Genomic DNA, 16195 nt, shown 5'->3' with positions numbered 1-16195 from the left:
CCGTACGGCCGCCGGCGCGTGAGGCTCAGCTCAGTGCTGGACGCCGAGCGCTCGGCCGAGGGTGTGGAACAGGTCGGTCTGGTCGGTCACCCCGACCACGTTGGCGGCCTGCGGGCCCTGCGCGGCGATCCGTACCTCGGTGCCGGTGTGCTCCTGGGACTGACCCGGCGTGTTGGTCGCGTAGTTGATCTTCATGTTGGCGCCATCGGCGGTGATCAGCGTCGCGGTCTGACCGGGGCTCTGGGTCTCGACCGGGATGATCTGGCTGGTGTGCCCGTGGTCGGCCGTGACGACGACGAGGGTGTCCCGGTGGTGGCGGGCGTAGTCCAGCGACGCCTGGACCGCCCGGTCGAACTCGACGTGCTCGCCGATCTGCCCGCAGGGGTTCGCGGCGTGGTCCTGCTTGTCGATCGACGCGCCCTCGATCTGCAGGAAGAAGCCCTTCTTGCCGTGCGCGGTCTGGGCGTCGAGGAGGCTGATCGCCTTGTTCGCCATGTCGTGGAGGTGCGGGCCGCTGAACTGGCCGTTCGTCGTGCACCGGGCCGGATCCGTCCCGCCGACCTTCGCCAGCGGACCGGTCCACTCCAGCGGCAGGTTGCCGTCCGCGAACACGCCGAGCAGCTTCTTGCCCGGCTTGGCCGCCGCCAGCCCGGAGGCGTCCGTGACGACGTTGTAGCCCGAGGCGGCGGCCTGGTCGAGGACGCTCTTGCCCTTGAACGCACCGGCCTTGATCGTCTGGGCGAACCGCGCCTTGCCGCCGCCGAGGTAGATGTCGGCGCCGGTCTGCACCTGCTGCTCGGAGATCGAGCCCGGGCCGCCGTTCACCTTGTCCTGCTGCGGGCACTTGGCCATGTCGGCGGGTCCCTCACAGGAGCGGTCGGCGACGTGGGCGGCCAGCACCGCCGGGGTCGCGTCGCCCAGCTCGGCGGTGGTGACGTCGCCGGTGCGGAATCCGGCCTTCTTCGCCAGCTCGAGCACCGTGGACTGCGGCTTGCCGTCCGGCGTCACCGAGATCGCGCCGTTGTAGGTCTTGTGCCCGGTCGCCCAGCCGGTCCCGCTGGCGGCGGAGTCGGTGACATAGTCGGGCTTGCGCGGGTCGTTCTTGTCCACGGCGTACGTGGTGTACGCACCGGTCAGCGGCAAGGTGTCCATCGCCAGGCGGCCCGCGGCACCCTTGGCGTAGTTGCGGGCGATCGTGATCTCCGAGTCGCCCATGCCATCGCCGATCAAGAGGATGACGTTGCGAGCCCGGCCGCTCTTGATCGCCGCGCGTACGGAGTCGGTCCGGTCACCGCTCGAGGCGAAGGTGGGTACCGCGGCCGCCGCGCAGACGCCGACCGCGGTGACGGCGACGATGCTCCGGCGGAACAACCTCAAAGACGAGGCCATCAAGCTCTCCTCTACAAGAACTGGCTGATCGATGAGGGCACTCCACCGTCGCGAGATGGCCTCTTCCGGCGGTGTCGGTAAAGACAGCGCAAAAGAAACCCCAAGACCAGGTGAAATGAGGTGTCGCGGCTAGGAGTCGATGAGTCCCGCGTCGTGCGCGAGCAGTCCCGCCTGCGTGCGGTTGACGCACCCCAGCTTGTCCAGGGTGCGCGACACATAGCCCTTGATCGTGGCCTCGGAGAGGAACAGCCGCGCCGCGATCTGCGCGTTCGACAGGCCCTCGCCGAGCCCGGCCAGCACCTGGGCCTCCCGTTCGGTCAGCGAGCCGACCAGTTCGCGCGCGCGTTCCCGGGCCGACAGGCCGTCCGTCGACACCGCGATGAGCCGGCGGGCGGCGGCGGGCGACAGGACGGTGTGCCCCTGGGCCGCCGCGCGCACCAGCCCGATCAGCTCCTCCGGCGGCGTTGACTTGACCAGGAAGCCGGTCGCCCCGGCCCGCAGGGCACGCAGCACATACGGGTCGGCGTCGAAGGTCGTCAGCACCACGACGTTCGGCGGGTCCGCCAGCTCGTTGACGCGCTCGATCGCGGTCAGGCCGTCCATGCCCGGCATGCGCAGGTCCATCAGGACGACGTCCGGGCGGTGCCGCCGGACGGCTTCGAGGCCGGCCGCCCCGTCGTGTGCCTCGGCGACGACCTCGATGTCCTCGGCCGAACCGAGGATGGTGCGCAGGAACGCCCGCACCATGGGCTCGTCGTCCACCAACAGCACTCGGGGCATGCTCACACCGTCGATTCCGCAGTAGGCACGTACGCGGGCAGCGTCGCCTCGACGCCGAACCCGCCGTCGGGACTGGGCCCGGCACGCAGTCTGCCCTGCACCAGCTCGACACGCTGCCGCAGGTGGGTGATGCCCAGACCGGAACCGGAGCCGGCGAGGGCACTGCTGGGTCTGCCGGTCGGTGGCGTGTTGTGCACCGTGAGCCGCAACCGCGTCTCCGCGTACTCGACCCGTACGGTCACCCGCGCGCCGGGCGCGTGCTTGCGCACGTTGGTCAGGGCCTCGCGCAGCACGCGGTAGGCGATGCGCCCCATCACCGGTGAGGCGAGTGCCGGGTCGCCCTCCTGGACCAGTTCGGTGGGTATCCCCACCGCGACCGACTCGGCGACCAGGTCGTCGAAGCCTCCCACCGAGGGCGTGTGATCGCCGTCGGACGCGGCGCGCAGGATGCCGACCACGTCGCGCAGCTCCTCCAGGGCCTGGCAGCCCGTCGCCCGCAGGTCCTCCGCGGCCTGCCGGGTCGCCTCGTCCTTGGCGGTCACGCGCAGCGCGCCGGCCTGCAGCACCATCAGGCTCACCCGGTGGGTGACCACGTCGTGCATCTCGCCGGCCAGCCGCGCGCGCTCCTCCGCGCGCGCCCGCTCGGCCAGCAGGTGCTGCTCCCGCTCGGCCCGCTCGGCCCGCTCCACGAGCGCGCAGACCATCCGCCGGCGGGCGTCGAAGTACAGCGCCAGCAGCGGGCCGACCGCGGTGCGCAGCAGCCCTATCGTCATGGTCGTCACGGACGGGTCCCAGGGCCGCATGACGACGACGGTGAAGGCGGCGAGCGCGACGAGCGCCGCCTTGCGGTTGCGCTGGTAGAAGAGCGGACCGTACGCGGCCAGCATGGTGGACAGGGGGGCCCAGGAGTTCCCGTGGTGCGCCGGCGTCAGCGCGCCCACCGGTGAGATCAGCAGCGTCACCGCCAGCGTGAACGCGCCGAGCACGCCGACGACGGTGAGCGGGGCGATGCGGCGGAAGGCCAGCGACCCGCAGGCGAGCGCCTGCGCGCCCAGCATGACCCAGGCGACGGTGTCCGGGTGGTCCGGCCACCACGTGGCGTGGACCAGCGTCAGGCCGGTGTCGAGCACCCCGAACGCGACCGCGATCGCCACGTCCAGGGCGACCCGGTGCTCTCGGTGCCACCGTCTCTCCGCCATGCCCCATACCATAGGGAACGCGGGCTCCCGTCTCACCTGCGCGGGAATCACGCAGAACGTCCGTCTTGGGCGGACCCTACGAAAGTCGTATGCCACCCCCCGCGAGTGGCCCCTTCGTCGCTTCCGGAACCGACGGCCGGCCCTGTCGCACCGGGGGCCCGCCGCCCTGGAATAGAGGGCATGGCAACGACGAACGACCCCGTCACGACGACCCCCCGGCTGGGGCGCTACACGATCGATCCGAACCGCTCCTCCATCACGTTCCGAAGCCGCCACTTCTTCGGCCTGCTGCCCGTGAAGGGCACCTTCGCGATCCGTGGCGGAACGGTCGATGTGGCCGAGCCGCTCGCCGAGTCGAACCTTCGGGTGGAGGTCGACGCGGCGAGCTTCCACACCGGCAACGACCAACGGGACGCGCACGTACGGTCGGCGACGTTCCTCGACACCGGCCGCCACCCTCTGCTCACGTTCGTCTCCGACGGCGTGGACGCCACCACGGTCTCCGGCACGCTCACCGTGCGCGACGTCTCGCGGCCCGTGAGCCTGGCGATCGCGGGCTCCGAGGTGGCCACGGAGACCTTCACCGTACGCGCCACGACGCGGGTCGACCGCCATGACTTCGGCGTGACGGCGTCCCGCCTGATGGCCGGGCGGCACATCGACCTGACGCTGGACGTCACCTGCGTGCATCGCTGACCTTGACGACCACCGAAGCGCCGGAGAGAAGGACCATGACCACCGCGGTCGTGGTGGACGGCCTGCACAAGACCTACGGCGCGGTACGGGCCGTGGACGGCGTGAGCTTCACGGTCGAACACGGCGAGATCTTCGCGCTGCTGACCAGCGACCGGCGTGCCCCGGAACGCGCGCCGGAGAGGAGCGCACCGTGAGTGTCGCAGTCCCGGAGGCGGCGCACCGGCAGGCCGCACCTCGCCGCGGCGCCGGCCACGGCCGCGTCAGCAACGCGCTGAAGAACGACGGCGCCGCCGGCCTGACCATCACCGCGATGACCTCCAACGGCGACATCACCGCCCGCAGCCTTTGAGCGGCGGTCGCTATGCCCACCGCGCCGACCGGATCGCCGGTGGTGCGCACTGGGGGGCGGCGATGCGACGCCTCTCGGGGTGGTCGCGAGGGGGCGTACCGAAAGCTCGGGAAAGACCGCGCGGTGGCGCTGACATGCGGGCTTCAGCCCGTTCCCGGACCGCGATCGCCGAGCATCCGGTATGCCTTTTCGACTCGGGGCGGTACCGGCCGCGGCGGTATGCCGGAGGCGGCCACGGCCGGTACCCGCCGGGCGGCTAGGACGTCGGGGTGCCGTAGACGCTGACTTCGGTGAGGTGGAAGGTGGCGTTGGCGGTGTTGCCGAGGCCGGTCACCCGGACGTACCGGGCCTTGGCCTCGGTGTTCATCGTGTCGCCCGCGTCGGTGGCGGGGCCGGGCCCGTTCCGGCCGCCGACGGTGAACCAGTGGGTGCCGTCGGCGCTGCCCTCCAGCCGGTAGGTGTAGTAACGGGTGCCGTCGACATAGTTGCGGACGTTGACGCGGGACACGTCATCGACCGCGCCGAGGTCGACCTGCCACCAGGTCTGGCCGTACGTCATCGGCCCGCCCCAGTACGGGGAGTTGGCGCGGCTGCCGTCGTTGGCGGCCTCGGCCGGGTGGCCGGACTCCGACGACAGTGCCGTCACCGGCTTGTGGAGGCTTTGCAGGACGTCGCCGGACCCGTCGCGGGAGCTATCGGGCGCGTCGGCGATGCCGCCGGCGAAGAGCGCGATCGCCTCCTGCGCGGTGTGGGCGTTGACCGCGCTGACGAACATGCCGACGTCCTGCGTGCCCGACGCGCCGGCGACCGTGCCGGATCCGATCACGGTCCAGTTCTTGTCGTCGGAGCTGCAGGAGCCGGTCACGCGGCCGCCGTCCGTGCGCAGTCGCACGTAGACCTCGCCGGCGGTGAACCCGCCGACCTCGGTCATGTGATCGAGGCTGCCGTCGCCGTCGCCGTCGCCGTCGGCGTCATAGGAGAAGGCGCAGCCGTGCTCCGGTGTGACGGCGATGTCGGCGTACCCGGCGGACCCGGTTCTGGACAGGTCGTTGCTGACGACCAGGCCGGCGCGGGTCGAGGGGGACGCCCCGTCCAGCTTGGTCACCTTCGTGGACACCGCGTGGCCCGAGGTGAGCCCACCACCCTCGTAGACGGTCGCGAGTTCGTTGGTGGCACCCCACATGTCCTTGCCACCGGCGGCGATGCCCGTCGTATCGCCCGTTCGCGCGAACTCGGCCGGTGCGGAGGCAGCCGTCTTGTACGGCGCCGCGACCGTACTCCCGCCGACCATGAGGAGGGAGTGTGCGGTCGCCCGTCCGGGCGCGCCCGCGGCGGTACGCCAGGAGGCCGTGGCGTTGAGGTCGGGCAGGGAACCGGCCGCGGCGTCGGCCGGGGCGGTCACCGTCCAGGTCGCGGTCGCGGTCTTGCCGGGATCGACGTCGTTTCCGGGGCCGGTGGCGCCGGTCGCGGGGCGGACGGCGTAGCCGTGTGGCGCGGTCAGCTCGAAGCCCACCTTGTACGCGGTGCTCAGCGCCGAGTCGCTCGTGAAGGTCGCGGTGACGTGGACGGTACCGCCCGGGGTGACACCCTTCCGGTCGGAGGCGAGGGTCAGCACACCGGACGTCTCGTCGGCCGCCTTCGTGGCCAGTCGGTAGGCGTCGCCGTGCGGCACGGCCGCGTAGCGGGTGCCCGCGTGCGCCCAGCTTTCGGCGACCGCGCGCCAGTCGATCTGCTGCGGCTCGTCACCGGTCTTCAGCGAGTTCTTCAGCACGCCGAAGAACATCCTCCAGCGTTCGGCGTAGTAGCCGCCGACCAGGCCGTTGAAGTCCCGGCGCGCGTAGTCCTGGATCCCGGGGCTCTCGGTCTGCCACAGTGTCACCAGCGACTTCAGGTCGTAATCAAGGGTCGCGGCCTCCTTCGGGTTCGCCGCCTGGCGGGCCGCCTCCCGCTGCCACGTGCCGAGCAGGAAGTGCGGATCGGCGCCGAGCACCTCGTCCATCAGCTTCATCTCGGCCATCCACCGGTCGGTGAGTCGCCCGAAGGCGGCGCTGTCGCGGTCGCGATAGGCGGCGAGGATCTGCGGCAGGAGCGCTCTGCTGCGGTTGGCGAGCACCTGACGAGTGACATCGACGAGGTCGTAGCGGTACGCGTCGGAGTGGCGCAGCCGCGGATCCACCTGAAGCAGCTCGTGCAGTGCCTTCTCGAACTCGGCGGGGTCGTACTGCAGTGCCGCCTGCCCGGTGTCGGTGAGGCTCGGCTGGTCATCGAACAGGGCGGTCACGTGCCGGGTGTCCTTGCCCGCGGGCCAGGAGTACGCCGTGCGCTCGATGATCTGCCAGGCCGCCACGGCGTGCGGGTCGGCGGCACCGTAGCGGGCGGTGGCGTACTCGGCGAACCAGGCGTCCATGTCGACCGGGCCGTTCTCCCACGGCATGTCGGCGAAGAACTCCACCGCGGCCGGGTTGTTGTCGATGGCCTCGGGCATCAGCGCGATGCCGTTCATGGCGTTGCCCGGTTTGGCGCGCCAGGCGTTGAACTTCTCGTTCCACACGGTGAGGCCGGCACCGAAGTTCTGGTGGCCGCCGAAGTTCCAGATCGTGCCGAAGGCGTACTGAGTGCCGAGGAAGTCCTTGTCGCGGTCGGTGATCCCGGGCTGTTCGCTGAGGCCGTCCACGACGAACATCTTCGATCGGTCGACCGCCTGGAGCGTCGCCGGAAGGGGATTGCTCTGCCAGCCGAGGATCACCCAGATCGCACCCGGGTGGGCGGCCTCGAGCGCGTCCTGGACGGCCTTCGACGCCGGGCCCACCGGTACCGACCCGGCGGTGCCGCCCTCGTGGAGCAGGTCCATCTTGTACATCGTGGAGGTGCCGAAAAGCTTGGTCTGTGCCTGGTAGAACGCCGCCGCGACCTTGCCGAACTGCGGTCCGGTCGGGTCGAGCCAGTCGGGACGCCGCAGGCCGTTCCAGGCGCCCTGCGGGACGGTGTTCGCCCCCGGGTTCCGTGCGGCGAAGTCCGTCGGGACCGTGCCGTAGTAGCCGGGGAGCACCGGCGTCATGCCCAGTTCGCGCAGCCGGTCGATGATGCGCCGGGCGAGCGCGGCGCGACGGTCGATCAGTTGCTGGGAGATCGGTGAGCCGGTGCAGCACATGTTCTGCAGCAGCCACCACGCCTGGTGGGCCGGCTCGGGGATCCACTTCCGCATGTCCGCCGCGCTGTAGCCGAACTGCTGGAAGGCCTGCTCGTAGACGGCCTCCTGCCCCTCGTAGACCAGCACCTGGTTGATGCCGAGCAGTGCGAGCACGTCGAGGCGGTGTTCCCACTCCTGCCAGCTCAGGTACGCGCCGCCGTATCCCTCATTGGTGTCGTTGAGCGCGAACCGGTTGGCGACCGACGCGTTCTGCGCGATCGGCGCGGACGGCAGCGGCAACCGCGAGGGAAGGTCGAGCTGCGAACCGCCGATCGAGACGTTGGCGTGCGCGACCTTGCGCAGGTACCAGCCGAACCCGGTGAGCTGCACGGCCGGGGAGGTGCCCGCGACCAACAGGTGCCCGCCCTCGGCGGAGACCTGGAAACGGTCGGCGCCCGTGCCCTTGTCGATCGTCCGGAGCGTGACCTGGTCGGCCCGGCTCTTACCGAGGATCCGCTCCAGCGCCTGGGCGGCCGGTCCGTTGTCACGCGCGGCGTTGTCACGCGCGGCGGCCGTCGCGCGTGTGGGTTCCGCCGTCGCCGGTGGCGCCACGGCCATCGGCACGGCCAGCGCCGCCGCCATGGCGGCGATGAGTGTACGAGATCGGCGCCTGATGTCCGATCGTCTTCCTGGTCGTCGGCCCAACACGATGGTGGCACCTCCAGCGAAGGAAGTTTATTAAGGTCTTTACAAAACCTCGCATTCATAATGTGCATGCGGGACTCTGGGGTCAAGGGGGCCAGTGGATCTTTCGGAGGAAACAATGGGAGACGAGCGTGCGGTCGGCACTCCCGTTCTGCGCCGCCTCAACACCGCTTCCGTGCTGCGTGCGGTGCGCGACTGCGCACCCGACCCCGTACGGCTGGCCGAACTGGTCAAGCTGACCGGCCTCACCCGTCCCACCGTGGGCCAGGCGGTGGAGGACCTGGTCGAGGCGGGCTGGGTCCAGCACCACCACCCGGCCGCCGCCTCCCGGAAGGGCGGCCGTCCGGCCGTCCGCGTCTCCCTCCGGGGCCGCGCCGCACCCGTGCTGGGCCTCGACGTCGGCCCGCACACGGTCAGCGCGGGGATCGACGACCTGGCCGGCCGCCGCCTCGCCGCGGTGCGCCGATCGGTCGACCGCAACAGGGCCAGCCGCCTCCTGACCGTGGTCGACGCGGTCATCGCGCGCGTCCTCGAGGAGGCCGGCCTCGATGCGGACGAGATCGCCGCGGTGGTCGTCGCCACCCCCGGGATCGTCGACTCCGGCTCTGGCCGGATCCTCCTGGCGCCCAGCGTGGCGGGATGGACCTCGGTGAACCTCTCCGATCATCTCCGCGACCGGTTCCGCTGCCCGGTGCGGGTGGAGAACGACGCCAACCTCGCCGCCCTGGCCGTCGCGAGGGAACGGACCGGGTCCGGCACTCTGCTGGCCGTCCAATGGGGAGAGCGGCTCGGTGCCGGCGTCGTGATCGACGGACGTCTCCACCGGGGCACCGGGGCGGCGGGCGAGATCGGCTTCATCCGGCCACCCGGTCGCGTCCCCGACACCGACGACGGCAGAGGCCCCCTCGAACGCGCCATCGGCGCCGAGGCCATCACCGAACAGGCCCATCGGGCCGCCCGTACGCACCCCGAATCGGTCCTGCGCGACGGCCCGATCGACGCCGCCGCCGTCTTCGCCGCGGCCGCCGCCGGGGACGCGGTGGCCGAGCGTGTCGTGGACGACGTCGCCAGGACCTTCGCCCACGCCATCGCGCCGGCCGTCCTGGTCCTGGCGCCCGACGCGGTCGTGATCGGCGGCGGGGTCGCCCGCGCCGGGCCCGTCCTGCTCGCGGCCATCACCCGGCACCTGGCCGATCTGACCCTCACCCCACCCGACGTGGGAATCTCCGGTCTGGCCGAGGACACGATCCTGACCGGCGCCCTGCGCATGGCCCTGGACGAGGTCTGGCGCCAGCTCCCCGCCTGACGACCGCTGAACTGAGTCCGGGGTACGACTCGGGCGAACCGCGGGCAGGCAGGCCGGCCCGAGACCGCCGGACGGCTCGAGTTCCCCCGGGTTCCCGCAAGGCAGGACACCGGCCGAAGAACGAGCCCACCACCGTCGTCGCCCGACATGGCCGGCCGAGGACGGCAATCTGAAGTCCGCGCGAGCGGCTCGTCTGGGGTACGGGATGCCCGGCACGGCGACCATGCGCGCTCCCGGTGCTCCCGCCGACGCCTCCCAAGGGCCGCGATGTGAAGGCCGCCGAGCAGACCACGGTCGTCTACGCCGGCGGTGTTCTGCGGATCGAGACCGCGGTGAAGAACCAGCACTTCGGCCCGTCCGGGTCCATCGAGGTGGCGGTCCGGCTGCCCGCGGGTTCCGGCATCGAGGCCAGGGCCGCCGGCGCCGAATTCTCGACCACCGGACGGCTCGGCGACATCACCGCCCACAGTCTTTGATCAGCAGCCGTTGCAGGCGGCATCGCCGCCCTCGCCTACCTCTGGGCCAACGAGACCATGAACCGGCCGAACAGGGCCGTCGGACCATCAGGTCGGACGGCCCTGAACCTTTCCGGCCCGCCGCGCCGCCCGGATCGCCGGTGCTGCGGACTGAGGGGCGGCGATGTGTCGCCTCTCGGGGTGGGCGCGCGGGAGCGTACCGAATGCCCGGGAAAGGCCGAGCGGTGGCGCCGATATGCGTGCTTCGCCCCCTTGCCAGACCGCGATCGCCGAGCTGTTCGGTCACGCCTGGGGCGGCGACCGCCGTCGCGAAACGGCCCCGAGGCGGAGACTGGGCGCTCTCGGTGGGACCGAGAGCGCCCAGCTCACTGCCGGTGCGCCGCCAGGGACTCGAACCCCGAACCCGTGGATTGAGAGTCCGCTGCTCTCGTGTCAGATCAGTGCTCTCACTGCCGGTCTATGCCGGATCGTCCGCGACTCGACCGGTTCACGTGAAAGGTGGCCGCCTCGACGGTGTGTGAGATCTTGCGGGAGGCCGGTATCGACCCGGCTCCTGAGCGCGCCTCCAGCACTTGGGCTGGCTTCCTGCACTCCCAGGCTGAGGCCCTGCTGGCGTGTGACTTCTTCGAGACGGTCACCCTCTCCGGAGCGCGCATGTACGTGTTCGCGGTGATCGAACACGCCAGTCGCCGGATCCGGATCCTGGGCGCGACCGCGCACCTGACCACATCCTGGGTGGCGCGGCCGCCAGAAACCTCGTCATGGATCTCCCGATCCCTGCCGAAGAGCTACACCCTTCAGGGGTCGCCGCGACCCGTCGGCTGAGGGGCAGCCCAGTCTGTCGGTGTCCAGGGGATCGGCCACTCGTTCTCGGTGGTGTCGAGCCGCTGCTGCGCCACGGCCGCCCTGGGGTGGCTGATCTTCTCGAAGAGGTGAAGTGCTTCCTGCCAGGCGTGACGGGCTTGGTCGAAGTGGCCGGCGGTGGCGTGGGTCTCACCGGTGCCGAGGAGCGCGTCGGCCTGGACGAAGGTGTCAGACAACAGCAGAGCGAGGTGTTGTTGTTCGCGGAAGAGATCGAAGGCGCTGTCGAGGTCTGTGTTGACAAGGTGGAAGAAGGCGAGATTGCCGATGGCCAGGGCTTCGCCGCGGCGGTAGTTCAGCTGCCGGTAGATCGCGAGGGCCTGCTGAGTGTCGGCGAAGGCTTGAGCCAGGTGTCCTAAACGTTGGTGGAACACTCCCCGGTTCTGCAGCGCTGTCGCGCGGGCCCGACGCGTGTCTGGGTCGTGGAGCAGGTCAAGGGCCTGGGTGAGGAGGGTGACGCTATGCTCGTGATTCCCGCGTTGGCCTTGGACCGCGCCGTAGTCGATCAGCGCTGAGGCATGGCCGGAGGGGTCGACGACAGTGCGGTAGATCTTTAATGCTCTCAGGCAGTTGTCTTCTGCTTCGTCGAGGCGGTCCATCCTCCAGTGGATGCTGCCGAGTCCGGACAGCATCAGGGCCTCGGCGGCCTGGTCGCCGGCGGTCTGCGCGGCCACGACAGCGAGTTGCTGTACGGCGAGAAAGTCGTTGAACTGCTGGCGGGTGATACAGAATTCCTTCTGGACCGCGGCGATTTGCCACACATGGCGGTGAAGTCCTGCTCGGGCAGCAGAGTCCTGGATGGCGGCGAGGTTCTGGCGTTCGTTGTCGAACCACGCCAGGCCCTTGTCGTAACTGGCGAAATGGCCCGGCCTTGCGGCCTGTCCGGCCGGGACACCGGACAGGGGCGGGGCGCCGATGGCGCGTGCCGCGGCATGGCCGGTGGCTACCGCCCAGGTCGCCAGCCGGGCCACAGGTGCGGTGGGGTCCGGCTCGGGGTCGGCGTCGGTGAGTTCGGCGGCGTAGGCCCGCAGCAGGTCGTGGAGTTCGTAGCGGCCGGGGGTGTTCTGGCGGATCAGGTTGTCGTCCTGGAGCTGCTCGAGGGCGGCCTCGGCCTCGTGATCAGGGCTGTCGGCGAGCGCGGCGAGGAGGGCAGGGGTGAAGTCGGGACCGGGATGGTGGCCCAGGAGGCGGAAGACGCGCTGGAGCGGCTCGGCGAGACCCCGGTAGGACAGGTCGAAGACGGGGCGTATCGCGCGGCCGCCGGCGCGGATCGCCTCCAGTCGCCCGGCCTGCATCCGGTCGGCGTGCTCGGCAAGGCTCCACGCGGGCCGGGAGCGGAGCCGTGCTGCAGTCAGTGCCAAGGCCAGCGGGAGACGGTCGCAGTACTCCACGATCCGGGTGGCCGCTTCGGGTTCGGCGGTGACGCGGTCCCGTCCGGCGATCCGCATGAGCAGGTCGAGTGATTCGGTGTCGGTGAAGGTGTCGATCCGGTGCGGGGTGACGCCGTCAAGGCCGGCGAGGCTGCGGCGGCTGGTGATCAGGACCAGGCAGGTCGGGCCGGCGGGGATGAGGTCGCGGACCTGGTCTTCGTCGGCGGCGTTGTCGAGCAGGATCAGCGCACCGCGTTCGCGTAGCCGGTCACGGTACATCCCCGCCCGCTCCTCCCGGCTCACGGGGATCTGCTGCGCGGGCACACCGAGCTGCCGCAAGAACGCCTCCAGCACCGCGGCGGGGTCGGCGGCCGGGACATCGGGGTCGAAGCCGCGCAGGTTCACGTGCAACTGGACGTCGGTGAAGTGGCCGGCGCGGACCAACTCGTGGGCGACGCGGACGGCGAGCTGGGTCTTGCCCACCCCCGCCATGCCCTCGATCGCGGAGATCACGACCGTTCGAGCACTCCCGCTGCCGTGCCGGCGTGTAGCCGTTTCGATGAGCCGCGTCAGCTCATCCTCACGGCCGGTGAAGGTCGCGAGTTCCGCGGGAAGCTGACCGAACACGCCGACCGGACCGCCTGTCTTCGCCAGCCCGTGGACCCTGACGCACGCCTCCCGCCAGCGAGCCACACCGTCCTCGTCCACCCCCAACGCCCGGACGATCGCGACCACCAGGTCCAGATCCAGGCGACGCCGGCCGGCCTTGAAGGCGTCCACGACCGTGAATGGTGACACAACCCGCGGAGGCTTCATGAAAGGCCCGGCCTGTCTGGCCAGCGTCCGATAGGACGGCGTCCCCGCCCACACGCGCAGCTCACCCAGCAAGCCGATGAACTCCGCCAGATCCGTGGCCTTACCCGGATCTGGCATCACACCCCCGTGTCGTACCACAACGCCCCCCTGAAAGGCCGTACACCCCGGAACAACACGGTAAATGAGCGTGTGTGGGATGTGTGGATTCGTGTGGGAAGCGAGACTTCGCCGGGCTTCCTCCCGCAGAGTGATTGTGCTGCGAGGGCGGGTCATACGACCGGACTGGGTGGCCGAGACCGGTCACGCGGCCGGGCGGGTGACCTTGCTCCCTCGGTCCCAGGGGTGAAGTGGGTGACCGTTCCGGCCGATCCGGCGAGAGTGACCGAACCACCGCAAGAGCGCCTAACCCACCATCGGCACAAACAAAGGAGGAGCACACAACAACTGTCGACAACTGGCTACCAGGCAAGGCCCCTCCGCCACACCGCGCGAAAGCTCACGCCACTGGCCGACTGTCGATGGGGATTGTCCGTGCCACTGGCACCTCCCTCAAGGAAAAGGAGTACCAAGTGAGGCAACCGTTCTCCGGCCGCCGCCTCGGCGCTGCCACTGCACTGACTGCGGTCACCCTCGTCGGTGGAGGCTTGGCGATGGCGCCGGCCGCATCCGCCGCGGTGACCGCGACCGCGCCCGCGAAACCAGCGTCGTCGGGCCAGTGCCAGTACGTCCTCATCACCAGCGGCTACCCGATAACAACCACCCGGGCCCAGGCCTGTGAAAACGGAGCTGGAGGTAGCTGGATTTCCTTCGACCTGTGCTATATCGGACTTGTAGGAACCAACGTGTCGGACTATGTCGCAACGCTGGCCTGCAACGCGGCCGGCGACTGACGACTCGGGGCAGCAGGCCGCGAAGACGGCCCGCCGCTCGGGTCCATGTCACCAGCCGCAAAGTGGAGCGTTCATCCAGGTCACGACCCGGCTCAGAACCATCTCTCAGAACGTCGAGGTTGTGAGATGTCAACGGTGCTGCAATGTGGGCTCTGGCACGGATTCCGTGAAGTGACGTGGCCTTCGACCTTCCCGGAGTTGTAGGACAGGGTCAGACCGGCGCGGGCGGCGTCCAGGTCTCGGTGGAGCCCGGTGACGAAGGAGCGCAGTTCGGGCAGGTCGCTGGATTCGACCGGGCTCATCCAGCGTTCGAGCTGGTCACCGTGCAGGTGCGGCACCATGTGAGCGAATCCGCGAACGTGTTCCTGGACGCTGGCCAGCGCCGGGCTGGCGGCGGTGAGCGCCTCGAGTTGCTGCCGTTCACCGGGCTGGAGATTGTCCGGATGGCGCAGGATCCAGCCGGTCACCTGCCGGAAAAGGCGACGAGGCTGTTGGCGTCGACCAGAAGCGCGGCCAGCATCTTGGCCTGCCGCGGTCCGTCGAGCCGGACCTCGCGGGCGGCGGCGGTCACTCCCGTGCGCTTGGCATGCCCATGTGGGATTCGAATACCGACACCGGGGGAGCAGACGCCACTCGTCGTTCAAGCCGACGGCAACCTCGTCATCTGGAACACGACCTTCAACTATGCGATGTGGGCGTCGAACACCGGCAAAAGCCTCCTGAAAGGACTTCCAAAGTGTCCGTCTGGACGAGATTCGCCGTCACCGCCGCGACTGTCGCCGCGACGTCCGCGGCAGTAGCCGCGCCCGCGCAGGCCGCTGTCGCACATCCGTCCGCTGATATGAGAGGGCAGATGGCGGCCCAACTGAAGCGCCACCCGGGTGGAAAGATCACCGCCCCCAACAAGATTCACTATGCCAACGGAGATGTCACCCTCACCTTCTCCGAGCCCGCCAAGAAGGGGGCCATGTCCGCGATGTCGTTCATGGGATGCCCGGACGGCAGTGTCTGCCTATGGACCCAGCCGAACTTCCAGAGCGGCACGCTGAAACTGCAGACCGGCTCGGAGTGGTGCCCCAGCGACGGAACCGGCATGGGCATGGCCCTGGACCTGAACGACTACGGGCTGTACGGCAACGTCCGATCCGTCGACAGCGAGAACGGCTACACCGCCGTGGGCTGGTGGTACGCATTCGGCTGGTCGAACGTGCAGTGGACCCTCCACCCATACGGCGACCTGGCGTCGGTCAGTGCCAACCACATCGACCACATCGACATCTGCCCGTGATCATTCCATGAGCTCTCCGACCGAGCCCGGCGCCGTAGGCACGGTCGGAGAGCTCTCAGCTCAGTATCTCTAGGGGTGCGGCAGAAGAAGTATCAGCCTTCGTCGCAGATGTGGCTGACGAGTCGCGAGCCGTCGTAGCCCGGCCGCGTCGACGGTGCGAGGTTACGCGGCGCACTGGACCGCACGACGGTCACCGCGCTGCGCGAGCACCGCGCCCGCCAGGACGCCGAACGAGAAGCGGCGGGCACAAGGCCGCCGAAGCCGTCGCCGTCCACGTCCCGCAGGCGGGTCGTCTGGTGCGGGGCACTGATCGGCCACGACGCCGCGCCCCTACCCGACGACGAAAGTCTGCTGAGATGATCTCCGTCGGCGTCAGGCCAGGTGTTCATCCGGGACGTCAGATCAGCCGGCCACGGGCCCTGCAGATCGAGTTACCCCGGTAGGGACGTCCCTCATAGCCACCTCGTCGCAAGGCGCCAGCCGATACCCGCGGCAGCAATCGAAAGGGCAGGCTGAACACCGGATCAATGCTCGGGTGCACCAGTCGCCTCGAGCACGGGGATTGCCGCGCCCTTCACCACCGGGACACGTGGGTGGTGTCTGGTAAACGCCTGCAGTCTGAGGTCTTGGGATTGCGGCCTCATTGGGGCCTCAGTCTGGCCCCATACAAGATCGGCGGCGATGCCCGTGTTGAGCATCGCCGCCGATCACTGCCGGTGCGCCGCCAGGGACTTGAACCCCGAACCTGCGGATTAAGAGTCCACTGCTCTCGTACCAGATCAGCGCTCTTACTGTCGGCCTATGCCGGTTCGTCCGAGATTCCACTCGTTCCGATGCCGCATGGTGCCGCCACGTGACGGCACGTTACTCGGCATCCGAGCACACGCCGAGCACACATCGCCGATGCGACGGATGGCGTCAGACGAGCCGATTCATCATC

14 protein-coding genes and 1 tRNA gene are annotated in these 16195 nt (G+C 69.8%); 8 read left to right on the top strand and 7 right to left on the bottom strand.

The window, feature by feature from the left end:
• Positions 1–30: 30 nt before the first annotated feature.
• From phoA to AB0K82_RS14810, 3 genes are all read right to left on the bottom strand, one after another.
• Complete coding sequence (phoA, locus tag AB0K82_RS14820; RefSeq protein WP_364396880.1) at positions 31–1389, bottom strand: alkaline phosphatase; 1359 nt, start codon at positions 1387–1389, stop codon at positions 31–33.
• Between the two features lie 129 nt (positions 1390–1518).
• Complete coding sequence (locus AB0K82_RS14815) at positions 1519–2169, bottom strand: response regulator transcription factor (RefSeq protein WP_364396877.1); 651 nt, start codon at positions 2167–2169, stop codon at positions 1519–1521.
• A 2-nt stretch (positions 2170–2171) separates the two neighbouring features.
• The gene (locus AB0K82_RS14810) at positions 2172–3368 is read right to left on the bottom strand and encodes a histidine kinase (protein ID WP_364396874.1); all 1197 of its coding nucleotides are present in this window, start codon (positions 3366–3368) and stop codon (positions 2172–2174) included.
• Positions 3369–3548: 180 nt separating this feature from the next.
• Here AB0K82_RS14810 and AB0K82_RS14805 point away from each other — a divergent pair, with 180 nt between their 5' ends.
• From AB0K82_RS14805 to AB0K82_RS14795, 3 genes are read left to right on the top strand one after another with little or no spacing between them, the layout of a single operon-like run.
• Positions 3549–4064 (top strand): YceI family protein, encoded by a 516-nt coding sequence (locus AB0K82_RS14805; RefSeq protein WP_364396871.1) that lies wholly within the window; start codon positions 3549–3551, stop codon positions 4062–4064.
• Between the two features lie 35 nt (positions 4065–4099).
• Positions 4100–4258 (top strand): hypothetical protein, encoded by a 159-nt coding sequence (locus AB0K82_RS14800; RefSeq protein WP_364396868.1) that lies wholly within the window; start codon positions 4100–4102, stop codon positions 4256–4258.
• Complete coding sequence (locus AB0K82_RS14795; RefSeq protein WP_364396864.1) at positions 4255–4413, top strand: hypothetical protein; 159 nt, start codon at positions 4255–4257, stop codon at positions 4411–4413. Before AB0K82_RS14800 ends, AB0K82_RS14795 begins: the two co-directional genes overlap by 4 nt.
• Before the next feature lie 256 nt (positions 4414–4669).
• On the opposite strand, the gene AB0K82_RS14790 is transcribed toward AB0K82_RS14795, so the two are convergent.
• Entirely contained in the window at positions 4670–8185 is a 3516-nt protein-coding gene (locus tag AB0K82_RS14790) for an alpha-N-acetylglucosaminidase TIM-barrel domain-containing protein (RefSeq protein WP_364396861.1), read from the bottom strand.
• Between the two features lie 181 nt (positions 8186–8366).
• Between AB0K82_RS14790 and AB0K82_RS14785 the strand changes: the two genes are divergently transcribed.
• The 3 genes from AB0K82_RS14785 (at position 8367) to AB0K82_RS14775 (ending at position 10855) form a co-directional block, all read left to right on the top strand.
• Positions 8367–9554 carry an ROK family protein gene (locus AB0K82_RS14785; RefSeq protein WP_364396858.1) on the top strand — a complete coding sequence of 396 codons (1188 nt, stop codon included), beginning with the start codon at positions 8367–8369 and terminating at the stop codon, positions 9552–9554.
• A 269-nt stretch (positions 9555–9823) separates the two neighbouring features.
• The gene (locus AB0K82_RS14780; protein ID WP_364396855.1) at positions 9824–10030 is read left to right on the top strand and encodes a hypothetical protein; all 207 of its coding nucleotides are present in this window, start codon (positions 9824–9826) and stop codon (positions 10028–10030) included.
• Positions 10031–10528: 498 nt separating this feature from the next.
• Positions 10529–10855 (top strand): hypothetical protein, encoded by a 327-nt coding sequence (locus AB0K82_RS14775; protein WP_364396852.1) that lies wholly within the window; start codon positions 10529–10531, stop codon positions 10853–10855.
• Here AB0K82_RS14775 and AB0K82_RS14770 read toward each other — a convergent pair.
• Positions 10828–13350: a tetratricopeptide repeat protein gene (locus AB0K82_RS14770; RefSeq protein WP_364396849.1), complete on the bottom strand. Its 2523-nt coding sequence runs from the start codon at positions 13348–13350 to the stop codon at positions 10828–10830. The two genes, AB0K82_RS14775 and AB0K82_RS14770, sit on opposite strands and share 28 nt — an antisense overlap.
• A 296-nt stretch (positions 13351–13646) precedes the next feature.
• Here AB0K82_RS14770 and AB0K82_RS14765 point away from each other — a divergent pair, with 296 nt between their 5' ends.
• Positions 13647–13967: a hypothetical protein gene (locus tag AB0K82_RS14765; protein WP_364396846.1), complete on the top strand. Its 321-nt coding sequence runs from the start codon at positions 13647–13649 to the stop codon at positions 13965–13967.
• A 92-nt stretch (positions 13968–14059) separates the two neighbouring features.
• On the opposite strand, the gene AB0K82_RS14760 is transcribed toward AB0K82_RS14765, so the two are convergent.
• The gene (locus AB0K82_RS14760; protein ID WP_364396843.1) at positions 14060–14434 is read right to left on the bottom strand and encodes a transposase; all 375 of its coding nucleotides are present in this window, start codon (positions 14432–14434) and stop codon (positions 14060–14062) included.
• 386 nt (positions 14435–14820) lie between these two features.
• Here AB0K82_RS14760 and AB0K82_RS14755 point away from each other — a divergent pair, with 386 nt between their 5' ends.
• Positions 14821–15255: a hypothetical protein gene (locus tag AB0K82_RS14755; RefSeq protein WP_364396840.1), complete on the top strand. Its 435-nt coding sequence runs from the start codon at positions 14821–14823 to the stop codon at positions 15253–15255.
• Positions 15256–15975: 720 nt separating this feature from the next.
• Here AB0K82_RS14755 and AB0K82_RS14750 read toward each other — a convergent pair.
• A tRNA-Lys gene (locus AB0K82_RS14750) sits at positions 15976–16040 on the bottom strand.
• Positions 16041–16195 lie beyond the last annotated feature (155 nt).

This window comes from Actinoallomurus sp. NPDC052274, from assembly GCF_040679475.1.
GTDB classification, from domain to species: Bacteria; Actinomycetota; Actinomycetes; order Streptosporangiales; family Streptosporangiaceae; genus Actinoallomurus; species Actinoallomurus liliacearum.
Note: the sequence above shows the minus strand (reverse complement) of the source record. Positions and strands in the feature narration are given on the sequence as shown.